Below are 25,635 nucleotides of genomic sequence, written 5' to 3' on the forward strand. Positions count from 1 at the left end.
AAATTAACAACACATTAAAGCGCTGCAATTTGCTCCATATTCGCTTTAATCTTTGCTAACTGATCAGCAAACTCAGCAAGTTTTACTTTCTCGCCTTCAACCACAGCCGCAGGCGCTTTTGCCACAAAACCTTCATTGCCAAGTTTAGTTGCAATTTGGTCATGCTGTTTTTGAACCTTATCTAAGTCTTTTTGCAAACGACCCAATTCCGCTTTCGGGTCAATTAAGCCCTTCATTGGAACGAATACAGACACATGACCAATCACACTTGATGAAGACAACGGTGGTTGTTCATCTGTGCCTAAGAACGTAATGCTTTCAACTTTGGCTAAAGCTTTAAACAACGCTTCAATACGGGTGATTTGTGCTTTTTCTGCATCGGTGGTGTTTTGTAATAACACAGGTAATAAACGTGCATTACCTAGACCCATCTCACCACGGATGTTACGCACTGCACCAATCAAACCTTGCAGCCATTGCATATCTGCTTCGGCTTGGTCATTTAAGAAAGCGTCATCTACAGTTGGGTATTGTGCCAACATAATGGTTTCGCCACTCATGCCAAGTTTTGGCGCAAGGGTTTGCCAAATTTCTTCGGTTAAATACGGCATTAACGGATGAGCAAGGCGTAATGATGCTTCCATCACTGCCAAAAGAACACGACGTACTTCAGCTTTACGTTCTTCCGATACGTTTTCGTCATTTAAAACAGGTTTGGTGAGTTCTACATACCAGTCACAGTATTCATTCCAAATAAATTCGTAAATGGCTTGCGCAGCTAAATCTAAACGATAGGTTGCAAAGGCAGTTTGTACCGCAGCCGTGGCTTTTTGTAGACGGCTCACGATCCATTGTTCAGGCAATTCCCAAAGATCAGGACGTGCAGTTTGACCCACCGTCTGACCTTCCACGTTCATCATCACAAAACGTGTACCGTTCCAAATCTTGTTGGCAAAGTTACGGTAACCTTCCACACGTTTCATATCGAACTTAATGTCACGACCTGTGTTGGCAAGCGCACAGAATGTGAAACGAACCGCATCGGTACCGTAAGCTTGAATACCCTCAGGGAATTCTTTACGGGTTGATTTTTCAATCTTCGCCGCTTGTTTCGGGTTCATCAAGCCTGTAGTACGTTTTTGCACTAAAGTTTCTAAATCAACACCGTCAATCAAATCTAATGGGTCAAGTACGTTACCCTTAGATTTAGACATTTTCTGACCTTCGCCATCACGTACCAAACCGTGTACATATACCGTTTTAAACGGCACTTGTGGCGTACCATCTTCATTTTTCATGAAGTGCATGGTCATCATGATCATGCGGGCAACCCAGAAGAAAATGATGTCGAAACCAGTTACCAACACATCAGTCGGGTGGAAGGTATTTAAGAAGTAGTTTTCTTTATCTTTTTCAGCATCACCTGTCCAACCTAAAGTTGAGAATGTCCAAAGACCCGATGAGAACCATGTATCAAGTACATCTTCATCTTGATCGAGTTGAACATCAGCAGGGATGTTGTTTTTGCTACGTACTTCTTCTTCGTTACGACCTACATAAACATTGCCGTTTGCATCGTACCAAGCCGGAATACGGTGACCCCACCACAATTGACGCGAGATACACCAGTCTTGAATGTTATTCATCCAAGCCATGTACATATTGCTGTATTGCTCAGGTACAAACTTAATACGACCATCTTGAACTGCATCAATGGCAGGTTTGGCAAGTGGCGCAATTTTTACATACCATTGATCTGTAAGAAGTGGCTCAACAATCACACCTGAACGGTCACCACGAGGTGGTTTTAAGGTGTATGGTTGAATTTGGTCTAACCAGCCTTCAGATTCGGCTTGTTCTACTAACTTTTTACGTGCTTCAAAACGTTCTAAACCAACATAGTCGCTTGGTGCAGGAATGGTTTTAGAAATTTGCTCGCCGGCTTTGGCGATATATTCAAAATCAGCAAGAACTTCAGCATTTTTGTTGAAGATGTTGATGATTGGCAATTCGCAACGTTTACCCACTTCATAGTCATTGAAGTCGTGTGCAGGGGTGATTTTTACGCAACCTGTACCGAATTCTTTGTCGACATATTCATCTTTAACAATTGGGACTGCACGACCTGTAATTGGCAAGATAATATTTTGACCGACTAAGTGTGCATAGCGTTCGTCATCAAGTGCAACCGCAACGGCTGTATCACCGAGTAAGGTTTCAGGACGCGTGGTGGCGACAACGATGTGATCTTTGCCATCGTGGGTACGAAGTGACTTGTCTTCAAAGAAGTATTTAAAGTGCCACAATGAACCTGCTTCTTCTTTATCAGACTCAACTTCTAAATCAGACAAAGCTGTTTGTAATTTTGGATCCCAGTTAACTAAGCGTTTACCACGGTAGATCAAACCATCTTCATGTAGTTTTACAAACACTTCTTTTACCGCGTTGGATAAACCGTCATCCATGGTAAAGCGTTCACGAGACCAATCTACAGACGAGCCTAAACGACGGATTTGGTTGGTAATGTTACCGCCTGATTGTTCTTTCCATTCCCAGACTTTTTCAATGAATTTTTCACGACCTAGATCATGACGGCTGACACCTTGCGCGCCCAATTGACGCTCAACCACCATTTGGGTTGCAATCCCTGCATGGTCGGTTCCCGGTTGCCATAGGGTATTTTTACCCGACATACGGTTAAAGCGAGTGAGGGCATCCATAATGGCATTGTTAAAACCATGACCCATGTGCAAGCTACCAGTGACGTTTGGTGGCGGAATCATGATACAAAAAGACTCGCCTTTTTCAGACGGCTTAAAGTAACCACGCTCTTCCCAAGTTTGGTACCATTTTTTCTCGATCTCAGTCGGATCGTATGTTGTCGCGATATTTTGCGCTGAATCAGTCATAGTTCGAACAGTTCAAAAGTGGATAAAAATTGTAGCCATTGTAGCAAAAAATCTGCACATGCGGCATGCAGCAAAATCAAAGTTTATGCAATTGGCTTATCCGAAAACTTCGCCTATGCTTGAAGCCAAGTTCTCCACACAACAACAAGCAATACGAGGCAATTTATGGATGAGTTGGTGCAATTAAAGGTGCAGTCTGTCACCTATCGGCGTTTTTTAGAACTACAACAATTATTAAAACAATCAAAAAGTGACAATTTGGCTCAAGCGGTGGGGGAGAATTTAGCCGAGATTGCCTGTCAGGTGGTGGAGCAAGTGTTTGGGTTTTTAAGTCAAATTTCAGCTCAGCAACAGCAATTTGAATCTGAACATACGGTCGAGCAAATTACTGCCACCATTGCTAAACATTTACCGTGGTCTATGCAACTGCTTAACCATGAACGCTTAAGCTCTTTAATGCATGATTTAGGACACATGATGTCGTTTACTGACGGTCAAATTTGGCTCAAATATCCCATTCCTGCACATTTAGCCATGCAGTTGCGTCAGTACAGCCACAACTTAAATTCTTCTCACGATATCGCGCAAGCCTTTAGCCTGATTGTGGAGATCATTGACCAAGGGGTAACGCAATTGGTGCGTGATCCAAAGAAAAAATTAAAGTTTAACTTTATGGTGGATAAAAGTTTGGCCGGTGTGATTGGACTGACCACGCAATTGGGTTATAAGCGTTTAGAAAAAATGGGAAAACAACTTAACCCTGAGCAAGCCCAAGCCTATTTACAGCATTTTTTACAATTTATTCCGCAAAAAAATTAAGGATCAAATTATGACAGCACAACAGTGTTTTGCACATAAAGTGGTGTGGATTACCGGTGCTTCATCCGGTTTAGGTGAGGCGCTGGCCAAAGCCTTTGCCGAGCAAGATGCACAAGTCATTTTAACTGCACGCCGTGGGGAAGTTTTAGAACAAGTACGGCAAAATTTAAAACATCCCGAGCGTCATTTGGCGATGAGCGCCGATGTGACCAATGAAGCGCAAATGCGACATGCCTATGCTGAAGTGTTGCAACATAAAGGGCGTATTGATCTATTAATTAATAATGCGGGTTTAAGCCAACGTGCCTTAATTACCGATACCACGATGTATACCGAACGCGCCATTATGGAAGTGGATTATTTCTCGCAGGTGTTTTTAACCAAAACGGTCTTACCGACCTTTTTGCAGCAAAAAACTGGACGTATTGTGTTTATATCCAGTGTAGCAGGTTTATTGGGGACGCAGTATCGCGCCACGTATTCAGCGGCTAAGGCTGCGATTCATATGTGGGCCAACAGCTTACGCGCGGAAGTGGCAGAACATGGGATTAAAGTTTCGGTGGTGTTTCCGGGCTTTGTGAAAACCAATGTGTCGTTTAATGCGTTAAATGGCGAAGGTCAACCACAAGGCCATCAAGACAGTGCCATTGAAAATGGTCTCAATGCAGATGAGTTTGCCCAAGTGGTGTTAAAAGCCCTAGCAGAAGGGCAAGAGTATGTGGTGGTCGGTGGCTTAAAAGAAAAGCTAGGGGTGTGGGTGTCGCGTTTATCGCCTCACACTTTATATAAAATGATTCGCCAAACCAAAGTCAAATAACAGTTAGCGAGTGCCCTCCATATAGCGAAATTCGCTATATTGCACTTGATTTCGCCCCATTTTTTTTGCATCGTACAGCAATTGGTCAGCATCTAATAAGGCTGCATCCACTTGCTGGGCTTGCGTAAAGAAACTCATGCCAATACTAATAGACAAATGGATGCTTTGACCTTGATATAAAATTGGCGTGTATGCAATGCTGTGGCGAATACGCTCGGCAATGGCATAAGCCTCTTGTTGCGCAAGATTTTCTAATATAATCACAAACTCTTCGCCACCAATGCGGGAAACTTTGTCTTGGCGACGCATGCTGTTTTGCAAAATGCGACTGACGTGTTGCAAGGCTAAATCACCCAAATGATGACCATATTGGTCATTAATCTTTTTAAAGTAATCTAAATCAGCCATTAAAATGGCATGTTGTTGGGTACGCGGTGGTTTGATTGTGGTGATATACAGACGAAAACCACGTCGATTGAGTAGCCCTGTCAGCGGATCTAAAATATGCTTTCTTTTTAGCTTGTTGATTGACTCAACAATTGAACTGGCCATAAATAAACTAAAAAACACCAGGTGAATCAACATAATAAAAAATTGAGTGGCTGCCCATAACCATTTATGTTGGGTAATATAGGTTTCATTTAAGCTCACAGATAAAATGTAAGCACTGCGTAACAGCACTACACCCAGCATTAGATAAGTACAGTGTTTCAGATAAGTATCAATTTTAAAGCGTGTTTTAGCGGCTAAAAATAACCGAGGACGATGCAGGTAAATGAGAATGGTGGTGACAGATACCATTAAAATACGCAAGCTTTCTTCAACATGAACTTGTGAGAAAAAATAAACACCGCCGATCCCAAGGGACATCCAAGTGACACAGCGTTGCCAAGAAAAGGCGATATGTAAACGTGCGTATAAGGCTTTGGCATGCCAGATACAGGCACTAAAATAAATGAGGGCTAAGCCACTTGCAAATTTGGTCAGAAATTGGGCTGATAAACTGCTATTGAGTAAAGTTGTGATCCCCATTAAAAACAAAGCGATTGCATAGCTCACCACACACTGCTCTAATTTTTTTTGATAGGCGATACAAAATGTGGTGAGGCTCAAGCACAACACTAAACAGGGGATAATTAAACTATAAATGTTTAGCGTGTTGATCATCATGCAAGGCTATACAGCGATTTAAAAAACGATTTTAGCATTGAAGAGGCTTGAAAAGAATGCTGTTGCAACGTTGCCTAGAAGCTCATGTATAAGACGATTCAATTGCTATTCATACATGCATCAATTTTGTGAAATACAATTAAGCCGCCTTGGTGTTATAGCATTGTTCAAAATAATGAAAACAGCACTTTAGTCATGCGCTTGTGAGACGCCAATGGCTGTGCCATAGGCAAATACTTCAACCATACTGCCTTGCATGCCCATTTCAGTGGTGCTTAAACGCAAGCCCATAATATGCGTAGCGCCGGCTTTTTCGGCTTGTAATTTTAAGCGCACCACTGCTTCACGTCGGGCGCGTTCTAAAATGCTTTCATAGCTATATAAGCGTCCGCCAAAAAAGTTTTGGATACTGGCCAAGACAAACTTAAAATAATCATGCGAGATCACCACATTACTACTGACCAATTGTCCGAGTTGATCGGTGGTGAGCATGCGTTGATTGTCGGTGGTGATGTAGGCTAAGCGTACTTCATTGACCTCAAGTTCGGCCAAATGTTTGCGTTCATTATAGCGACCAAAGGCAAAACCTACGCTAAACAACACCACAAATACTGCCAATTGAAACAACAGGTTTTCCATGATTTAGCTCGCAAATGGATCAGGCAGTTTAGGCACAATCGGCTCAACCACAACAGCTGTACCATAGACAAATAACTCGGACGCACCTTGGGCAATATTGGAGGTTGAAAAACGAATCCCAATCACCGCATTGGCACCTAAGCTTTGTGCTTTAGCAATCATACGCTCCATCGCTTCTTGACGTGATTCCTCAAGCAGCTCGGTATAGGCGGTCAGCTCACCCCCGACAATATTTTTTAATCCTGCCAATAAATCGCGTCCCACATGTTTACTACGCACGGTGCTGCCATACACCACATCTATTTGGCGCTGAACACGGTAGCCGGGCATTGACTCTAAATTACTTAACAACATGATACGGTTCCATTTTTATAAAAATTTAAGAATTTTATTGGTAAATTTCTTCGCTTGATTCAGGCAATTGTGGCAGATATTGTGCCAAAATTTTGTCCTTTAACGCCCAATAAGGCAACTTGAGTTCACTGATGCCTTCAGCATAAGAGGCAAGTTCATACACAGGATAAACAAACACTAAACCGCTTGCACCAAAATAAAAATTATTGCTCAGTTCAAAGTCTTTAAGCCCAATATGACGTTGCTCTAGCCATTCACGATTGTAGTCAAACAATTCTGCTTTTAAGGCTTCTTTTTGTGTAGGAACAACAATGTCATTGAGAGTTAAGCGTTGTTTTTGCTTTAAATCAAACACCACATAATCGACATGGTACATACCGTGTGCGGCGCCGGCAGGGAAATAATCGCTAAAATATTCAAAGGTTGCTAGCTGATAATGCTGTGATACATAACGTACCGAAGCGGTGCTGTAATTGGTTGAGGGCAATTCAGGATCAAGGGTGACCTCTGGTAAATGTGCTGGGTCAAAGGCTTCTTTGTGTTCTTGTTTTAAGCGCTCATGAAAGTATTGATCAATCCAAGGCACATTGGTTTTAATGCTTTGTAGATGGTATTTGGTACAGCTTGCTGACTCTTCAGGTGTTTCTAAATGACAAACTTGATCTTTGCTTAAGCTCACGGGTGTGGTTTGAGCTTGAATTAAAGGAATAGTATTGGTGCTTATTGTGGTGTCTGTGCTTTGAGATTGGGGTTGACATGCGGTTAAAACTAAACCTGTTGTCAGCACTAAAAGCATGGGTTTTTTCATGGTAATACGTCTAATAATCAAGTGAATATCAATACATGCAGTATACCTAAAATACAAAGTATGCTTGAAATATTGTGGCATAAAAAAAGCCCACACAAGGTGAGCTTTTTTTTAAAAGTTGTTTAGTTTTTAGCTTCAGTTGCACGTTCAGCAGATGAACTTGGTGCGATAATTTGATCGCTTGAATAGGTCTTTAAACCACCACCTAAGGTTTTATACAATTCAACTTGGTTGTTTAAGTTGGCTTGCTCAAGCAGTAGTAGACCCTGTTGCGCACTGTAGTTGGTACGTTGCGCATCTAACACGGTTAAGTAACCATCAATACCAGCACGGAAACGTGCTTGCGAGAGCTGATAGGTTTTACTGGTGGCTTCAACCAAACGGCGCTGTGCCGCCAAACGCTCGCCAATATTTTGACGTACCGCTAAGGCATCATTGACTTCACGGAAAGCAGTTTGAATCGATTTTTCATAATCCGATACGGCAATTTGCTGATCAGTTTCTGAAATTTTGATATTGGCTTTACGTGTGCCCCAATCCCAAAGTGGGATGTCAAGGCTTGGACCAAATGACCATACAAATGAACCTGATTTAAACAAATCATCAAGTTCACGTGAACCAAAACCTGCCGAGCCGGTTAAGCTAATTGTTGGGAACATACGTGCTTTGGCAGCGGCAATGTTGGCACCCGCAGCAGATAAACCATACTCCGCTGCACGAATATCCGGACGGTTATTCAATAAATCACTTGGTAAACCTGAAGCTAAACGATCGGCAGCAGTGACGCGCGTTACACGTTGGTTGGGCAATAAGTTACTTGGTACATTTTCACCTACCAACAAGTTCAACAAGTTTTTCGCTTGTGTCACTTGAGTTTTATATTGCGCCACATCATTACGTGCATTTTCAACTGAAATCTGTGCTTGACGTACTGGCACTTCGCTGTCGATGCCGACATCAAAACGCTTTTTGTTGAGGTTATACGCTTCAAGCTGTGATTTTAGGGTTTGTTCCGCGAGGCTTAAATTGGCAGAGGCAAAAGAATGACTCAACCATGCTTGTGCCACTTGACCTACCAACGCAATTTGAGTGGCATCACGGGCACTGGCTGTTGCCAAATAAGTATCCAGTGCATTGTCTTTTAAGCTGCGCACGCGACCCCAAAAATCAAGCTCGTAGGCTGTGACCCCTAAACCCACATTGTAGCTGGTCATGGGTTTGCCACTGGCAACGGTATCTTGACGTAACACACTGCCGCTGATACCAATACTTGGCAGTTGGTTATTTTCAGTGATTTGATAAGTTTGCTGCGCACGTTGAATATTGAGTGCTGCAATGCGTAGATCACGGTTATTGCTTAAAGCTAATTCAATGACTTGTGCCAAACGTGCGTCGGCAAAGAAATCTTTATAGCCTTGCTCAGCAATGGACGGACCGCTTGCAGGAGCAACATAGTTGCTTGCCAAAGTGGTGGTTTGCACTTGTGGTTCTGGGTTACGCATGCTTTGACACGCGGTCAAAGCAAGCGCCAATCCAGACAAGGCAATACCACGGCCGGTAATAGACCATAGAGTGTGCATTAAGAAAGATTCTCCGTACGTTGTGGCTTCGGCTTGTATTTAAAGATGCTACGAATCCATACATAGAACACCGGAATAAAGAAAATCCCGAGCAATGTGGATGTGATCACACCGCCTAATACCCCATAACCCACTGAATGTTGGCTACCTGCGCCGGCACCTGAAGATAAGGCAAGCGGCAGTACACCAAAACCAAAGGCTAAGGTGGTCATGATGATTGGACGTAAACGCATTTTTGCTGCATGTAAGGTGGCATCAAATAGATCTTCACCTTTTTCTTGCAACTCTTTGGCAAATTCCACAATCAAGATGGCATTTTTGGCTGACAAACCAATCACTGCAATAATCGCCACTTGGAAGTAGATGTTATTGGATAGATTTGGATTATCCAGCAAAATCATGCCACCAAAGGTTAAGCCAAGTGCCCCGATAATACCAAGCGGCACCACCAATAACACTGAAAATGGAATAGACCAACTTTCATATAAAGCTGCCAAACACAAGAACACAATTAGCAGTGATAAGCCATATAAGAATGGAGCTTGCGCGCCTGATTCACGTTCTTCAAGTGATAAACCTGTCCATTCAAAGTCATAACCCGTTGCGCCCATTTGTGGTAATTTGGCCACAATTTCTTCCATGGCTTTCATGGCATCACCTGAGCTTACCCCCGGTGCTGGTGTCCCTTGAATGTTGACGGATGATAAGCCGTTATAGCGCTCTAAACGTGGTGAACCATAGGTCCATTCGCCCGTTGCAAATGCTGAGAATGGAATCATCTCGCCTTTGTTATTGCGTACATACCATTGATCTAAATCTTCAGGTTGCATACGTGAGTCAGATTGACCTTGAACATACACCTTTTTCACACGACCGCGGTCAATGAAGTCATTCACGTATGAACCACCCCATGCAATGCCCATGGTACTGTTAATCTCTGCAATGCTCACACCCATGGCGCCAGCTTGTGCATGATCGACAATCACGCGGTATTGCGGTGTGTCTTCTTGACCATTAGGACGAACACCAGCAAGACGTGGGTCTTGACCTGCCATACCTAAGATCATGTTACGTGCTTCAATTAACTTGGCATGCCCATTACCGGCTGCATCTTTAAGCTGTAAGTTAAAGCCTGCGCTGACGCCAAGTTCAGGCATGGCCGGAAGTTGTAATGGCATAATGTAGGTGGCATCTTGCACCAACATATTCAGTGCCATACCACGCCCAATAATCGCGCCCACTTGAGTTTCAGGTGAAGTACGTTCTGACCAATCTTTAAGTTTAATAAAGGCCATACCAGCATTCTGACCGACACCTGCAAACGAGAAGCCTGCCACACTAAACACCGATGCCACACTGTCTTTTTCATTTTCTAAAAAGAAGTTGGTCATGGCATTCATAGTTTCACCGGTACGCTCCAAACTCGCGTTTGGTGGTAACTGTACTAAGGTGAGCACCACGCCTTGGTCTTCTTCGGGTAAGAAAGACGATGGTAGTTTTTGGAATAACAACACGATCCCCACCAATACCACAGCATAAATGGCACCAGAGAAAATCTTGTTGTGGGTCATGCGATTGACGCCGCCTTGGTATTTCTCTGACAACTTGTCAAAGCTTTGGTTAAACCAACGGAAGAAACGCGCAAAAATACCATTGCTGGGCGCTTTGTTTGGATCATGCTGTTTGAGCATGGTGGCACACAAAGCTGGGGTAAAGGTGAGTGCTACAATCAGTGATAACACCATTGCGGTAACAAGAGTAATGGAGAACTGACGATAGATCACGCCTGTGGTACCACCAAAGAATGCCATCGGTACAAACACCGCAGACAGCACCGAGGTAATCCCGATTAAGGCCCCTGAAATCTGTTTCATCGAGATTTCGGTTGCAGTCACAGGGTCTAAATGATCCTCGACCATCACACGTTCTACGTTCTCGACCACCACAATCGCGTCATCGACCAATAGACCAATCGCCAAGACCATCGCAAACATGGTTAAAGTGTTGACACTAAAGCCAAACACGTTAATCACAGCAAACGTACCCAAGACTACCACAGGCACAGCCATGGTTGGAATAATGGTGGCACGCCAGTTTTGTAAGAACAAGAACATGACAATGAACACCAAAATGATCGCTTCGATTAAGGTTTTCACCACACTTTTAATCGAAAGTTCAATAAATGGCGTGGTATCAAAGGCAAGTTCGTCTTTTAAACCGGCTGGGTAGTTAGGGCGTAATTCTTGTAAACGTGCTTCAACGGCTTGCGCAGTATCTAAGGCATTGGCACCAGTCGCCAATTTAATTGCCACACCACCGGCAGGTTTGCCGTTGTAAGTTGAATCAAACTGATAGTTATCTGCACCCAATTCCACTTTTGCCACATCGCCTAAACGCACTTGTGCGCCATCAGCTGTATTTTTTAAGAAAATATTGGCAAATTGCTCAGGGGTTTGTAACAAGCTTTGTGCGGTGACTGTGGCATTCAGTACAGTCCCCGGCGCTGCTGGTGCACCGCCCAATTGACCTACCGCCACTTGCGCGTTTTGCGTGCGAATTGCGTTAGATACATCACTTGGGGTGACTTTTAGACTGGCCATTTTGGCAGGGTCAAGCCAAATCCGCATGGCGTATGAACCACCAAAGACTTGCACTTCACCTACACCTGCCACACGACTCAGTGGTTCAGAAATGTTGGAGTTGACATAGTCTTTAATGTCATTGGCAGTGAGCTCACCATTGGGTGAGTAAAAGCTTAAGACTTGCAAGAAGCTTGCGCCAGATTTGGTCACACGTACCCCTTGGCGTTGTACATCTTCAGGCAATAAAGCAGTCGCTGATTGTAATTTGTTTTGAACTTGGACTTGGGCAATATCAGGATCCATACCTTGTTCAAAGTTCAAAGTAATGGAAGCTTGACCGTTACCGGCACTGTTCGATGAAATATAACGTAAACCATCTAAACCGTTCATCTGTTGTTCGATAATCTGTGTCACAGTATTTTCTACAGTGTCAGCAGATGCACCCGGATAGGTTGCAGAAACCGTTACAGTGGGCGGCGCGATGGTTGGATACTGCGCAATCGGCATTTTGCTGAGGGTTAAAATCCCCGCCAGCATAATCACCAATGCAATCACCCAAGCAAAAATGGGGCGATGAATAAAAAATTGAGCCATCGTTACCTCTTAAGCTTGCGCTTTTGGTTCAGGTGCTGATTGTGCTTCGCTGGCAGGGGCTGTTGGTGCTTGACCTTGAGCCGGTGCTTGTGGGGCAGCAGTTGGCGCTTGGTAAGGCTTGGCCACTACTTGCTGATCTGGTTTGACTTTGGCAATACCATCCACAATGACTTTATCACCTGGGTTAAGACCTTCGGTAATAATCCAAGCGTTGCCTTGAGTACCACTGGTGGTGACAGGACGACTGACCACTTTGCCATCTGCACCCACGAGCATTGCCATGGCTTGACCTGTTGGGGTACGGCTAATCGCAGCTTGTGGAATTAAATACGCATTGGGTACTTCACCTTGCACAATTTTTGCCGTAGCAAACATGCCCGGAAGCAATAAATAGTTCGGGTTTGGGAACACCGCACGTAACGTCACGGTACCTGTATCAGGATTAACGCTGGCATCAGCAAAAGCCAAACGACCCTCGACAGGATAGTCACTGCCATCTTCAAGTTTAAGTTTGACCGTAGTGTTGTTGGAGGTATTTAAGCTACCTTGTGACAGCTGTTGACGTAAACGTAACAGTTCAGCACTCGATTGATTAATATCTACATAAATCGGATCAAGACGTTGAATCGTCACCAAAGGATCAGCTTGATTGGCAGTCACTAACGCGCCTGCTGTCACCGTTGAACGGTTGGTTTGACCTGAAATTGGCGCACGAACAATAGAATAACCTAAGTTAATTTCAGCATTACGCAATTCAGCTTGGGTTGCAGCCACATCAGCTTCAGCCAATTTCACTTGTGCAACAGCATCGTCATATTCTTGTTTAGAAATGGCGTTAGAACCGACCAACTGACGATAACGACCTTCTTTAACACGTAACACGTTTAAGTTGGCTTGTTGACGTGCTAAAGCCGCACGCACGCTATCAACACTGGCACGGTTACTTCTTGAGTCAATTTCGTAAAGGGCTTGACCTTCACGCACATAGCTGCCTTCAGCAAATAGACGTTTTAAAATCACGCCATTGGTTTGTGGACGCACTTCAGACACTTCAAAGGCTGTGGTACGACCAGACAATTCAACCGACTGTTCAATACTTTGCGGTTGAGCAACCAAGACACCCACTTGAGTCGGTGGCATTTGCTGCTGTGCAGCGGCTGCTGGTTTGTCTTCGTCTTTGCTACAGCCAACAAGTACTAAACTTGTTGCCAATGCGCAAGCAGTGAGGGCAGGTGCCCAAAGCTTTGCAGACCTCATTATTCCACCTCAATTAAGATGTTTATTTAAAATTTTGTTTTAAGTTAAATTGAAATTTGCCAAATCCATACAGCAGGCTCATCCAGATCAAACTCATACCCCAACCGGCCAACACATCAGACGGGTAATGCACACCCAAGTACACCCTTGATATGCCCATGATCAATAACCACAGCACCGCGATAAGGCCAATATAAAACCTTTTGGGATGCTGTTGGGTCATAAAAAGTATCAAGACAGCTAAACTGGCTGCATAAAAACTGTGTGCACTTGGATAAGATGCCCCATAGCTGTGAACCAAATGATAAATTGCCGGTGGGCGGGCTAAATCAAAGGCGTATTTGAGTAACCAAGCACAGGCAATACTGCCGCTTAGCCCAAAGACTATAAACGCGATCATTGCATATTTTTTATACCACGCAAGGGCAATACACCAAAGCGTGGCAAAAAATAATAATGCAGGCATGCCACCTAAAAATGACAAAGTTTGTGCAATGTAATTTAAGGTTTGGCTCCGTTGCTCACTCACCCACACCACCACAGCCAAATCAATGGGCTGTAGAGCTGGGATTTGAATCAGCAATAGACTAAAAAATACCAACAAGCAGCCCAAAATGAGCAGGTGGTAAGACATAAATTGCCCCCTGTATGTGGCAACCGGTGATTGTGTGGCGAATCTTCAACGACAAAGTGTACTTGTCAGTACACTTCTTTTCAAGCGCAGATCAAAGCCACACAGGACAGTCAATGTTTAAAAGTTTTACGGTTAAAAACTAAGATGTACCAGATTTTTTTTGTAATTCTTGTTCAATCGCGATGGCTTGTTTGGGTGGCCAAAAGAAATCACTTGGACGGGTGACAAAATGCATCAGCACCAATTTGGCTAAAGGTTGCCATTGTTCAAAGCGCACGCGACGAGCACGCAGTGCCACAATCACAGTTAAGGTAAAACTGACAAATAAGTTGGTTAAACCAATCAGTAATACCCCTAACAAAGACACAATTACCAAGCCTAAGTCAGGTTGATTAATGGTGAGCAGCCCTTGAATAAAATTGGCAGAAGCAAAAGCAATATGCCGAATATCTAAAGGTAAACCCAGTAAAAAACCAATAGTTCCCATGCTGCCAAGCATAATTCCAAATAAGAAATTACCGGCCAAAGCACCAAAATTACGCTCTACATAATCGGCAAAACGATGCAAACGTGCCTCCCCTAACAGATCCTTTAAACGACGATGGGCTTTTAAACGTGGACCAATTTTACGATACACTGCCATATTGTCGTAATAGCCTGCCAACAAACCGGATAAAAATAAAAATACCCCAGCAATAGCAGCATGCGGCACGGCAAGTGAGGTAAATGGATTTAAATCATGTAATGTTTTCGCCGCTTTGGCATGGGTCATCAGGGGTTCATGTAAAGCCAAGTCCCAAAACACAGCAATACAAGCAGCGGTTGGAATGGCAATCGAGATATTGCCCAAAATAGCAATAAATTGGGTACGGATAATATTGACAATTAACGCTGCAAGCTCTGCCAATTGTGCCATTTTAGAGCCTTTACCGCGTTGCACCGTAGAGGCCAAAGCGGCTGCGGTCATGGCGGGCTGTTTGGTGGCCACGGTAAAATGCAACACATGAATCAGCATAAAGCCTAAGGAATAATTAAGGCTATAACTTAAAGCTTGCATCAATGGCGCCATAGACACGCGCGCCATTAAAGTCTTTAAGGTGGCCATAATGGCAATAATGACACCAGCACCGGCGGCTGATTTATACATGCCAAAAAAGCCTTGCTTGTCGGTACTGACATAATGTTCGCCAGTTTTGCTTGCATTTTCAGTCACTTGTAGCGCAATTAATTCGCTATTGGTGGTCAGTAATGAGCGTACACTTAACTCATCATAGCTGGTGGCAATCACTTCAACCAACAATTCTCTGAGCATTTTAAAACGCACCTGCTCATCTTCAACAATCAAGTTGAGCAACAGCTCTAAGCGTTCTAAACATTGCTCAAGTAGCGTTAATAAATAGGTTAGGCTGATACTTACGCCAATACGTTTAGTTGAGCGACGAATTTTTTGCACCACATCGTGGCATTGCTCAATCATCACCAATGCTTGAGCGGCATCGGGTGGGGCAATCACTGTCATGTGTTGGCTATTGCGATGCAAATCTTTGTAGTGGCGAATGAAATCAATGATTTCACGGTTTTGCACTAAAAACGGCGACTCATATTCGGTCAGCTCAGGATAAGCATCAATAAATTCTGGATACAAACCAATGCCACTAATGCGGTACGACAATACCGTGACCGCTTTAATCAGTTCACTTTGAATTTGATTCTTTTGTGCTTGATTGCTGTGACCTTGCGACAACACACTACATAAGCGTTGCCACTCTTGATCACGAATATGATCGAGCCAATCACGGTCGCTGCGTTGATGAAATACCCGACGTAGTAATTGTTGTAATTGTGTAGCATCAGGGATTAAGGGTAAAAAATGCGCACCTAAGCGCTTAAATAACTGATTCCAAAATCCATCTTGCGACAAAATGCCGGTGTCGGCATACAAGCTACTTTGTTTATATTGGCTAATTAAACGTAAAATAAAGCTTTGTAAGGTACTCACCGCATAGGGGGTAAGTAACAAACTTTGCATCAGCTTGTTCAGGTTTTGATGAATTTCTTGAAGGTTATGTGGATCAGCAGGACGCAAGTGATTGACGAGGTCAATCAGTAGTTGGTCATCGAGCAGCCCGCGTGCGTCGAGCTGCTGCTGCATGTTTAATAAGATGTGATTTAATGTGGTCTGCATACGCAACTTATTGAATACGATGGAGCGCTAAATGCGCCAAATTCATTAAGGCTTGGCGCGATTGAGATTCAGGCAATTCAAGTAAGGCGGCAATGGCAGCTTCGGTTTCTTCTGTGGCACGTTGACGACAATACTCTAAAGCACCACATTGCTGCACAATTAAAATCACGCGTTCTAAGTGTTCTGTACCGCCGGTCGCAATACTTTTACGAATGATGGCATGTTCATCGCCTTGGGTATTTTTCAAAGCAGCAATCAGTGGCAAAGTCGGTTTGCCTTCCATTAAATCATCACCAATATTTTTCCCCAAAGTCTCAGCATCTGAGGTGTAATCTAAAATATCGTCAATGATTTGAAATGCATTGCCAAAATGACCGGCAAATTTCTTTAACGCCAAAGCATATTCAGGTTTTTTGGCTAAAATCGCCGCGCCTTCGGTCGCCATTTCAAAGAGGCGTGAAGTTTTACCATGAATAATAGCCAAATAGGTTTGTTCTGTGGTATCGGGTTGATGTTGCGATTGCAGTTGCAATACTTCACCTTCGGCAATCTCACAAGTACCGGTTGAGAAATTTTTGAGTAACTTTAAATCGTCTAAATCTACCAGTAAGTCAAAGGCACGCGAAATTAAAAAATCACCCACCAAAACGGCAGTTTGATTGTTCCATGTGGCATTGGCAGTTGGACGACCACGACGTAAACCTGATTCATCCACCACATCATCATGTACCAAAGTCGCTGTATGTAGCATCTCAATAATAGCTGCTAAACGACGATGCGGTTCTAGGTCGGTCACACCACAGGCTTTGGCCGCCAATAAACACATAATTGGGCGCATACGTTTGCCACCCGCTTCTACCACATGTTTACTGACTGCCATCACCAATGCGACTTTTGAGGTAATGCCTTCGTTAATAAAGGTATCCATCGCAGCAAAGTCTTGAGCAACAGGAGCGAGAATATCTTGCTTAAAGTCGATGGCCATGAAAGACAAACCTCTATAAATATAAAATTGCAAAGATAGTGTAACAATTTATCGCAAAGAGGGGCATTGGCAAACCCTTTGCATTGATGCAACGCGCTCGAAAAACAGCCATTTTCCCCGATTTCAACTCAATATAAATCATTTGGTTTTAAAGTGAGTAAAATCAGGCAGCATTAAAAATCCATTTCAGTCGGTGAAACTTACACAAAATCACCTGCTTTGGTCAAATAGTAACAGGAATTTTAACCAAAGCTGCCTTTTTCTTGGCACAATATTTTATGTAAAATGGCTTGTTGTTTAGCCCAATATCACTTAAAATTCTTCGCTTCGTATAATCCCCAGTGGCGTCCGTTTGAAGTTCAATATGTTGTTTATTGGCACGGACACACGGGTCTTTTGGAGTACATTATGTACGCAGTAATCCAAACCGGTGGTAAACAGCACCGTGTTGTTGAGGGTGAAACCCTTAAAGTTGAATTATTGAAAGCTGAAGTTGGCGCATCTATTACGTTTGATGACGTATTAATGCTTGTAAACGGCGAAAGCATTCAAATTGGTGCTCCAGTTGTTGCTGGCGCTACAGTAACTGCTGAAGTTGTTAGCCACGGTCGTCACGACAAAATCCGTATTGTTAAAATGCGTCGTCGTAAACACTATCGTAAGCAACAAGGTCACCGTCAATGGTTCACTGAGTTGAAAATTACTGCGATCGCAGGCTAATTCTAGGAGTATATTGAAATGGCGTCTAAAAAAGCCGGTGGTTCGACTAAAAACGGTCGTGACTCAAATCCTAAAATGCTAGGTGTTAAAATGTACGGCGGTCAATCTGTGACTGCTGGTAACATTATCGTTCGTCAACGTGGTACTGAATTCCACGCTGGTACAAACGTAGGTATGGGCCGTGACCATACTTTGTTTGCTACTGCTGACGGCGTAATTAAATTCGAAGTGAAAGGTCAATTTGGCCGTCGCTACGTATCTGTTGAAGCGTAAGTTTTAATAGAAAAGAAGCCCGCACCTGTTGCGGGTTTTTTTAGGCCAAAAATTTGCTATCTCTTCATCATGATGGATAAAAGCCGCTTCTTTTTAGACATAAAACAACAAAACTGCGGATTTTCTCCTAAATTAGCAACGTTATTTGGTTTAACATGCCATAAATACTTAACAAGATAAGCGTGATCATATGAATTTGTTAGCGAAAACACTCAGTGCAATGGCAGTCGGTGCAATCAGCCTGACACCGCTCATGGTCACTAGCACCTATGCAGCGCCTGCAACTGAGCAAGTGGCAACCCAAAATTTAGTCAAACAACTCAGCGCAATTCAAAGTTTAACGGCTAGCTTTGAACAAAGCACAAAAATCTCAGCTAAAGCCAACAACAATAAAGCTTTATCAGCCCAACACATGAATCAAACTTTTACAGGGGTGATGCAAGTTGAGCGTCCGGGCAAGTTTTCTTGGCAAATTAATAGCCCGGTCAAGCAAACGATTGTGAGTACTGGACGCACGGTTTGGATTTATGACCCTGATTTACAACAAGCCATCCGTCAAAACCTAGACGAGCAAGTGGCCAATACCCCAGCCTTGTTACTATCGGGTAATACCGCACAAATTCAGCAGGCCTATCGTATTTCGCAGCCTGATAAAACCAAAACCTATTACACCTTGTATCCAAAAGACAAAGAGGGTGCATTTCAAAGTTTAACCATTAGTTTTGGCGCTAAAAATGCACCGACCTTAATGATCTTGCAAGATTCCTTAGGTCAAACCACGCATGTGCGTTTTAATAATGTCAAAGTGAATGCCAAAATTCCGGCGTCTACCTTTAACTTTACCCCACCTAAAGGTACAGACATTATTGAGCAATAAGTGGTATGTGCCAAAAGAGCAGCCCAATGGCTGCTCTTTTTGTTTAAAAAATGACGCATTAAGCTGCGTTTTTTGGCATGGAATTTTTTTGGACGTTATAGTGTAGCTTCGTTTTGGCTAGAGATTGTGGTGTCATGCAAAAAGTTGCACTATGGATGATGATAGGCTTAACAGTTTTACTGACGGCATGTCAGCCTAAAGATGCACCACGTCCAAGTGACCCAAAACCTGAAGCCGCTAAAGTGGTGTTGCTGAGCAGTCAAAGCATAAACATGAATCTGCCACGCGCTAAAGTCTGTGAATTACAAGGTTGTGAGCGTTATAGCTTGCATACGGTACAGACCAACTTGCCATGGATTGATGCTTACTTTGTCAAGCGTTTAACAGAGCTTGCACCTAAAGCCTTTGATGTAGCACAACAGCGGATTGTACCTGATGTAAATGAGCAAGCCTCATTGGCGCATCATCATCACTTTGTCAGTTATGTTGCGCAAAGAAATCAGCTGGCTTTGTTTACCTTGCAAAGTGACAGCTCTGGTACGCACTTACCGCACAGTCTATTTCATCAAGAATATGTCAATTTAGATTTAAATTTACAACAGCGTTTAGCGCTGAGTGATGTATTGCAGAACAATCAGCAGGCAGCTTTATTGAGCTTGTTATATCGTTACAATGAAGCATGGCTTAAAGCACGTCATATTGAAGCTGAGCAACTCAAACTCAGTGACAACTTTTATTTTGCAGCACAAGGCTTTACCTTGGTGTATCCAGTTTTTGAACTAGGCAGCTATAGTGATGGTATGACCGAACTACGTATTCCGTATAGCGCTTTATCTGACATCATTAAGCCTGAATATTTACCAAGTTTGCCAAGCGATGCGAAACCCTAAAAATAGGGTAATTGTTGTAATAAGACACAGCAAGCAAGCGTGATTACTGTATTTTTTGCGTTGAACAGCTTACACTATAGGCAGTTTTTTTCTTTTAAAGATTGGCTATGATCGACCCGAAATTACTCAGAAATAATATTGAGGCTGTAAATTTAGCCTTAGCAAAACGTGGTGTACAGCTGGATGTGGCAGAATGGGCGGATTTAGAAGCACGCCGTAAAGAGATTCAGTCAAAAACTGAAACTTTACAAGCAGAACGTAATGCGGGTGCCAAACAAGTCGGTCAACTTAAAAAAGCAGGTGGCGATGCCTCTGAAATCATGGCGCGTATGGCTGCCATTGGTGATGAAATCAAAGCCGCTGAACAAGCCTTGGCTGAATTGCAAGCTGAGCTTGAAGAAAAGTCTTTAAACATTCCAAACTTACCACATGAGTCTGTACCTGAAGGTCGTGACGAAAATGATAACGTGGAAGTGTTAAAGTGGGGCACACCACGTCAGTTTGATTTTGACATTAAAGATCATACCGACCTTGGCGAGTGGATGGGCGGTTTAGAGTTTGAAACGGCAACTAAATTGACCGGTTCTCGCTTTAGCGTATTAAAAGGGCCTTTAGCGCGTCTGCAACGTGCCTTAACCCAATTTATGCTCGATACGCATACCTTAAATCACGGTTATACCGAAGCCTATGTGCCATATTTGGTCAATGCTGAATCATTACGTGGTACAGGTCAGTTACCTAAATTTGAAGAAGACTTATTCAAATTACAAGGTGAAAAAGAATTTTATTTAATTCCGACCGCTGAAGTGCCAGTGACCAACTTTGTTCGTGATGAAATTATTGATCCTGAGCGTTTACCACTTAAATATGCAGCGCATACCCCATGTTTCCGTAGTGAAGCGGGTTCGTATGGTCGTGATACGCGTGGTTTAATCCGTCAGCATCAATTTGATAAAGTTGAGATGGTACAAATTGTCAAGCCTGAGCACTCAATGGACGCGTTAGAAGAATTAACCGGTCATGCAGAAGGCATCTTAAAAGCACTCGGTTTACCGTACCGTAAAGTGGTGCTGTGTGGCGGTGATATGGGCTTTGGCGCGATTAAAACCTATGACTTAGAAGTGTGGGTACCAAGCCAAAATACCTATCGTGAAATTTCATCATGTTCATGCATGGGTGACTTCCAAGCACGTCGTATGAAAGCACGTTACCGTGTCGATCAAAAGAAAACTGAATTTGTACATACCCTAAACGGTTCAGGTTTGGCTGTGGGTCGTACTTTATTGGCGGTGATGGAAAACTACCAACGCGCTGATGGTTCAATTGAAATTCCGCAAGTATTACGTCCATACATGGGCGGCTTAGAATTTATTGACTAAGCAGGTTTAATTTTGTGATTACGATGCCTATAGGGCATCGTAATTTTTTGGACAATCAAAGACAAATCTTGAGAGGCTCGCCGTGGATATCTTTCCCATCTCTTTAAAGTTGCAACAGCAACCTTGTTTGATTGTCGGTGGTGGACATATTGCCTATCGTAAAGCGCTGCTGCTGCAAAAAGCCGGTGCCCGTATTGATGTGCTTTCTCCTGACATTGAAGACAATTTACGTGAATTGGTCAGCCACAGCCAAGGTCAATATGTTGCTGCGCCTTTCAGTACCGATTTTCCTCTTGCTCATTATCGTTTAGTGATTGCCGCAACCGATCAAGCCGATGTCAACAAAGCCGTGTTTGAGGTGTGTGAAGCGCGTAATATCTTGGTCAATAGTGTCGATGATCCACCCAATTGCCGTTTTATGGTGCCTGCGATTGTCGATCGTTCGCCTTTGGTGATTTCCATTGCCAGTAATGGCACATCGCCGGTGTTATCACGTCAAATTCGTACGCAACTGGAAACCACAATTCCACATGGTATGGGCAAACTTGCTGCGTTTTCAGGTCAATGGCGTACGCGTGTTAAAGCCAAAATAGCCAATCCTGATGAGCGCCGTATTTTTTGGGAAGACCTGTATGCAGGTCCGCTCAAAGAACAGGTCTTTAATGACAATCTCGTTGAGGCAGAACGTTTAATTGAAGAAGCGCTAGACGCGTGGAGCACGCCAAAAGGTGAGGTGTATTTGGTGGGTGCAGGTCCGGGTGACCCTGAGCTACTGACTTTAAAAGCCTTACGTTTAATGCAACAAGCCGATGTGGTGATTTACGATCGCTTAGTGTCGCAGCCGATTATGGATTTGTGTCGCCGTGATGCAGAAAAATTCTATGTCGGTAAAGCACGCGCTAATCATGCTGTACCACAAGAAGGTATTAACGCTTTATTGGTCAAATATGCGCAACAAGGTAAACGTGTTTGTCGTTTAAAAGGCGGTGATCCGTTTATCTTTGGTCGTGGTGGCGAAGAAATTGAAGAGCTGTTTGCTGCAGGTGTGCCATTTCAAGTGGTGCCGGGTATTACTGCTGCATCAGGCTGTTCTGCCTATGCAGGTATTCCTTTGACCCATCGTGACTATGCACAAAGCGTACGCTTTTTAACGGGGCATTTAAAAGAAGGCTCACCTGAATTGCCGTGGCAAGAATTGGTCTATGAAAATCAAACGCTTGTGCTGTATATGGGTTTGGTGGGCTTAGAGAAAATTTGTCAGCGCTTAATTGAATATGGTCAACGTCCTGATATGCCCGTGGCGTTGGTGTCTAAAGGCACTACTCCTGAGCAAAAAGTCGTGGTTGGCACCTTGGCTGATATTGTCAGTCAAGTGACCGCGCATCAAATTCAAGCACCCACTTTAACCATTATTGGTGAAGTGGTGCGTTTACGTGAAAAATTACAGTGGCAAGGCTAAGGCTTTGTGAGTTAAATAGGTAGAATTCCCGTGATTCATGTTGTGTTATACGAACCAGAAATTCCTGCCAACACAGGTAATATCATTCGTTTATGTGCCAATACAGGGGCACAGCTGCATTTGGTCAAACCTTTAGGTTTTGAGCTAGATGATAAAAAACTCAAACGCGCAGGTTTGGACTATCACGAATATGCCAATATGCAAATTTGGGACAACCTCGAACAATGCCTTGCGGATTTAGTGAGTAAAGGCATTGGCACGGATGCAATCTATCCTTTAACCACCAAGGGTAGCCAAACCCCACATACCTCGGATTTAAATCGTCCGATTGCATTACTGATGGGTCCTGAAACCCGTGGCTTACCGGAACAGGTACGTTTAATGTTTCCACAAGAGCATTGGATTCGCTTGCCGATGGCGGAAAATTCACGCAGTTTGAATTTATCCAATGCCACAGCGGTGATTGTGTATGAAGCATGGCGTCAGCAAGGTTTTAAAACCTTATAAAAACATCACCACCCTGAGGGGTGGTTTTTTATGTTGACTCTTTTTGAATAGAAAAATATAACCACTATAAAGATATAAAAAGTGAGCCGAACGTGCAGATTAACACATTATTCAAATCTCAATTTATCCTTGGACTGATGCTGATCGCCTCTAGCATGAGCCTTTTTGCCAATGAGCCAGCGCTAGTTGAAGACAGTAAGAATATTCAACCTCTTACGCATGCTGAAATTCAAACAGCTTTACAAAACATGCAAAAACGCATAAATCAAAATATTGAAACATGGGCAAAAAGCTTAGATCAAAATGATTTTGAACACACATGGCATGGCCGACAATTGACTAAAAGTAAACGTCAAGAGGTGTGTGGTATTTATCAAGATGTGGTGAATGATATATATCGCATGGCAGATGCCAATCGTGCCCGTTTAAATATTGATGGACAAAAGCTATTACAAGATCGTCCTGCTTTTATTCAAAGTTTAGGTTTTAAAGACAATCGCATTGATACGCAAATGGGCTTTTACTGTCGGTTGCGTTAAGGCATAAAAAAAGGCGCATCAAGCGCCTTTTTTTAATACACCATTTTAACGGTCGTCAAACTCGTTATGTTGTGGAGCAGGTTGTTTAAAGCCTTTGGTTTTATAACCTAAGTATAAAATCCCTAGCATTGCCCACCATAAACCATACTTTAATGAGTCTTCTTCAATTTCAAGCCATAAGGCAAATACGCTAATGAAACCTAATAAAGGCACAATCACATAATTGAGAATATCTTTAAAGGTTTTGGTACGCCCATCACGTAATGCATAACGTGAAATTACTGATAAATTGACAAAGGTAAAAGCAGTTAAAGCACCAAAACTGATCAATGAGATGACCATGTCTAAATCCATAAAGCCTGCGGTTAACGCCACAGCACCAACAATTAAAATATTGTAAGACGGTGTAAAGCTTTTTGGACTAATATGACCAAAGATCTTTTTATTGATCACGCCATCACGACCCATCACGTACATTAAACGTGATACGCCGGCATGCGCTGAAATACCTGATGCCATCACAGTCACAATCGCAAAGCCAAGCACATACGCTTGGAACAACGAACCCCCCACCAACATGAGAATTTCAGGTTGTGTTTCAGCAATATTTTCAAAATAACTGCCCGGATTATTCGGGAAGTATATTTGCATAAAGTAGGTGCTGATAATAAAAATCACACCTGCAATCAATGCAGTTAAGAAAATTGCTTTGGGTAAGGTTTTTTCTGTGTCTTTGGTTTCTTCAGCCAATGAACTCAGTGAGTCAAAACCTGTGAAGGAGAAGCACAGTAAAGTAGCACCGGTAATCAATGCACCAACTGAGGTCAGCTCGTTCCAAAAAGGTTCAAGGCTCCATAACTGATAACGTGCATCAGCTGAAATTGGGCCATCGGCATTAAAGCCGGCTTGTAGTTTGCTGTACACCAGGTAAGTAAACACAGCAATCACAATCAACTGTACAAAGACAATTAGACTGTTAAAGTTGGCAACAAAACGTGCACCACGTAAGTTCACCCCAGTCATAAAGGCTGTAAGCACCACCACCCAAACCCAATGATTAACGGCTGGGAACAGTGCTTCTAAATAAATCACCGCCAAAATAATATTCACCATTGGCGAGAGTAAATAATCCAGCCAAGACGACCAACCCACCATAAAACCTACATTAGGGTGAATGGATTTTTGTGCATAGGTGTACGCCGAACCCGAAGATGGATAACGACGGATCATATGACCATAGCTAAGTGAAGTTAATAAAATTGCCACCAAGGCAAAAATATAAGAGGTTGGAACATGAAGATTACTTTCGTCAGATACCAAACCAAAGGTATCAAACAACGTCATGGGTTGGATATAAGCCAAACCAATAATAATAATATGCCACAGCCCTAGCGTCTTTTGCAGTTTGGCTGCCGATTGAGTCCCATGAACATTAGTCAACGGCGTTATCCTCTTAATCGTTGATCAAGGATCAGTCATTGTGTATAAGGATCGTTTGAGACGAACGATCCCCCCATAGATAAAATAAAACTGCGCCAATCTACTTCAAATGTATGCATTTGTCAGCAGCTGCGTGTTGCTGCTAGCACAAAATATGCCATGTGGTTGAAGTGAAACGGGCAAACAATAAAAGCCTGATGCTTACAAAAACATCAGGC

The 25,635-nt window shown here is 43.2% G+C and carries 22 protein-coding genes; 10 read left to right on the forward strand and 12 right to left on the reverse strand.

Translation table 11 applies throughout. The annotated features are described in order from the left end of the window. Positions 1-14: 14 nt before the first annotated feature. Positions 15-2,909, reverse strand: coding sequence for a valine--tRNA ligase (locus Q0Z55_RS04310; protein ID WP_297424613.1), 2,895 nt, complete (start codon positions 2,907-2,909; stop codon positions 15-17). Positions 2,910-3,074: 165 nt separating this feature from the next. Between Q0Z55_RS04310 and Q0Z55_RS04315 the strand changes: the two genes are divergently transcribed. Continuing rightward, positions 3,075-3,728, forward strand: coding sequence for a hypothetical protein (locus Q0Z55_RS04315; RefSeq protein WP_297424617.1), 654 nt, complete (start codon positions 3,075-3,077; stop codon positions 3,726-3,728). A gap of 10 nt (positions 3,729-3,738) precedes the next feature. Beyond that, on the forward strand, positions 3,739-4,545 hold the full coding sequence (locus tag Q0Z55_RS04320; protein ID WP_297424620.1) for an SDR family oxidoreductase: 807 nt from the start codon (positions 3,739-3,741) through the stop codon (positions 4,543-4,545). A 3-nt stretch (positions 4,546-4,548) separates the two neighbouring features. On the opposite strand, the gene Q0Z55_RS04325 is transcribed toward Q0Z55_RS04320, so the two are convergent. The 10 genes from Q0Z55_RS04325 to sdsA form a co-directional block, all read right to left on the reverse strand. Then, positions 4,549-5,604, reverse strand: coding sequence for a GGDEF domain-containing protein (locus tag Q0Z55_RS04325; protein WP_297424623.1), 1,056 nt, complete (start codon positions 5,602-5,604; stop codon positions 4,549-4,551). A gap of 300 nt (positions 5,605-5,904) precedes the next feature. Then, positions 5,905-6,354, reverse strand: a complete 450-nt coding sequence (locus Q0Z55_RS04330; protein ID WP_297424626.1) for a heavy metal-binding domain-containing protein — start codon at positions 6,352-6,354, stop codon at positions 5,905-5,907. 3 nt (positions 6,355-6,357) lie between these two features. Further along, positions 6,358-6,708: a YbjQ family protein gene (locus Q0Z55_RS04335; RefSeq protein WP_297424629.1), complete on the reverse strand. Its 351-nt coding sequence runs from the start codon at positions 6,706-6,708 to the stop codon at positions 6,358-6,360. 34 nt (positions 6,709-6,742) lie between these two features. Further along, complete coding sequence (locus Q0Z55_RS04340; RefSeq protein ID WP_297424632.1) at positions 6,743-7,504, reverse strand: RsiV family protein; 762 nt, start codon at positions 7,502-7,504, stop codon at positions 6,743-6,745. A 134-nt stretch (positions 7,505-7,638) separates the two neighbouring features. Further along, on the reverse strand, positions 7,639-9,096 hold the full coding sequence (gene adeC / locus Q0Z55_RS04345; protein ID WP_297424634.1) for an AdeC/AdeK/OprM family multidrug efflux complex outer membrane factor: 1,458 nt from the start codon (positions 9,094-9,096) through the stop codon (positions 7,639-7,641). After that, on the reverse strand, positions 9,096-12,272 hold the full coding sequence (locus Q0Z55_RS04350) for an efflux RND transporter permease subunit (protein ID WP_297424637.1): 3,177 nt from the start codon (positions 12,270-12,272) through the stop codon (positions 9,096-9,098). The genes adeC and Q0Z55_RS04350 overlap by 1 nt, the downstream gene beginning before the upstream one ends. 9 nt (positions 12,273-12,281) lie before the next feature. After that, the gene (locus Q0Z55_RS04355) at positions 12,282-13,529 is read right to left on the reverse strand and encodes an efflux RND transporter periplasmic adaptor subunit (RefSeq protein WP_297424641.1); all 1,248 of its coding nucleotides are present in this window, start codon (positions 13,527-13,529) and stop codon (positions 12,282-12,284) included. Between the two features lie 22 nt (positions 13,530-13,551). Continuing rightward, positions 13,552-14,163, reverse strand: coding sequence for a phosphatase PAP2 family protein (locus tag Q0Z55_RS04360; RefSeq protein WP_297424644.1), 612 nt, complete (start codon positions 14,161-14,163; stop codon positions 13,552-13,554). A gap of 139 nt (positions 14,164-14,302) precedes the next feature. Continuing rightward, entirely contained in the window at positions 14,303-16,348 is a 2,046-nt protein-coding gene (locus Q0Z55_RS04365) for a site-specific recombinase (protein ID WP_297424647.1), read from the reverse strand. Between the two features lie 7 nt (positions 16,349-16,355). Then, complete coding sequence (sdsA, locus tag Q0Z55_RS04370) at positions 16,356-17,333, reverse strand: All-trans-nonaprenyl-diphosphate synthase (protein WP_297424650.1); 978 nt, start codon at positions 17,331-17,333, stop codon at positions 16,356-16,358. Positions 17,334-17,741: 408 nt separating this feature from the next. Here sdsA and rplU point away from each other — a divergent pair, with 408 nt between their 5' ends. The 8 genes from rplU to Q0Z55_RS04410 all read left to right on the forward strand — a co-directional run bounded on the left by rplU (position 17,742) and on the right by Q0Z55_RS04410 (position 23,977). Next, positions 17,742-18,053 (forward strand): 50S ribosomal protein L21, encoded by a 312-nt coding sequence (gene rplU, locus Q0Z55_RS04375; RefSeq protein ID WP_297424653.1) that lies wholly within the window; start codon positions 17,742-17,744, stop codon positions 18,051-18,053. 18 nt (positions 18,054-18,071) lie between these two features. Continuing rightward, entirely contained in the window at positions 18,072-18,326 is a 255-nt protein-coding gene (rpmA, locus tag Q0Z55_RS04380) for a 50S ribosomal protein L27 (RefSeq protein ID WP_297424657.1), read from the forward strand. Between the two features lie 190 nt (positions 18,327-18,516). Continuing rightward, positions 18,517-19,203, forward strand: coding sequence for an outer membrane lipoprotein chaperone LolA (lolA, locus tag Q0Z55_RS04385; RefSeq protein ID WP_297424661.1), 687 nt, complete (start codon positions 18,517-18,519; stop codon positions 19,201-19,203). A 134-nt stretch (positions 19,204-19,337) separates the two neighbouring features. Then, positions 19,338-20,093, forward strand: a complete 756-nt coding sequence (locus Q0Z55_RS04390; protein WP_297424664.1) for an RsiV family protein — start codon at positions 19,338-19,340, stop codon at positions 20,091-20,093. A gap of 107 nt (positions 20,094-20,200) precedes the next feature. Further along, positions 20,201-21,472, forward strand: coding sequence for a serine--tRNA ligase (serS, locus tag Q0Z55_RS04395; RefSeq protein ID WP_297424667.1), 1,272 nt, complete (start codon positions 20,201-20,203; stop codon positions 21,470-21,472). Positions 21,473-21,554: 82 nt separating this feature from the next. After that, a complete protein-coding gene (gene cysG, locus Q0Z55_RS04400; RefSeq protein ID WP_297424670.1) occupies positions 21,555-22,931 on the forward strand; it encodes a siroheme synthase CysG in 1,377 nt (458 codons plus the stop codon). 30 nt (positions 22,932-22,961) lie between these two features. Then, positions 22,962-23,438 (forward strand): tRNA (cytidine(34)-2'-O)-methyltransferase, encoded by a 477-nt coding sequence (locus Q0Z55_RS04405; protein ID WP_297424673.1) that lies wholly within the window; start codon positions 22,962-22,964, stop codon positions 23,436-23,438. A gap of 155 nt (positions 23,439-23,593) precedes the next feature. After that, the gene (locus Q0Z55_RS04410; protein WP_297424676.1) at positions 23,594-23,977 is read left to right on the forward strand and encodes a hypothetical protein; all 384 of its coding nucleotides are present in this window, start codon (positions 23,594-23,596) and stop codon (positions 23,975-23,977) included. A gap of 45 nt (positions 23,978-24,022) precedes the next feature. Here Q0Z55_RS04410 and Q0Z55_RS04415 read toward each other — a convergent pair whose 3' ends face one another. Continuing rightward, on the reverse strand, positions 24,023-25,417 hold the full coding sequence (locus Q0Z55_RS04415; RefSeq protein WP_297424678.1) for an APC family permease: 1,395 nt from the start codon (positions 25,415-25,417) through the stop codon (positions 24,023-24,025). Between the last annotated feature and the right edge of the window lie 218 nt (positions 25,418-25,635).

It is taken from the genome of uncultured Acinetobacter sp. (genome assembly GCF_947626835.1).
Classification (GTDB): Bacteria; Pseudomonadota; Gammaproteobacteria; order Pseudomonadales; family Moraxellaceae; genus Acinetobacter.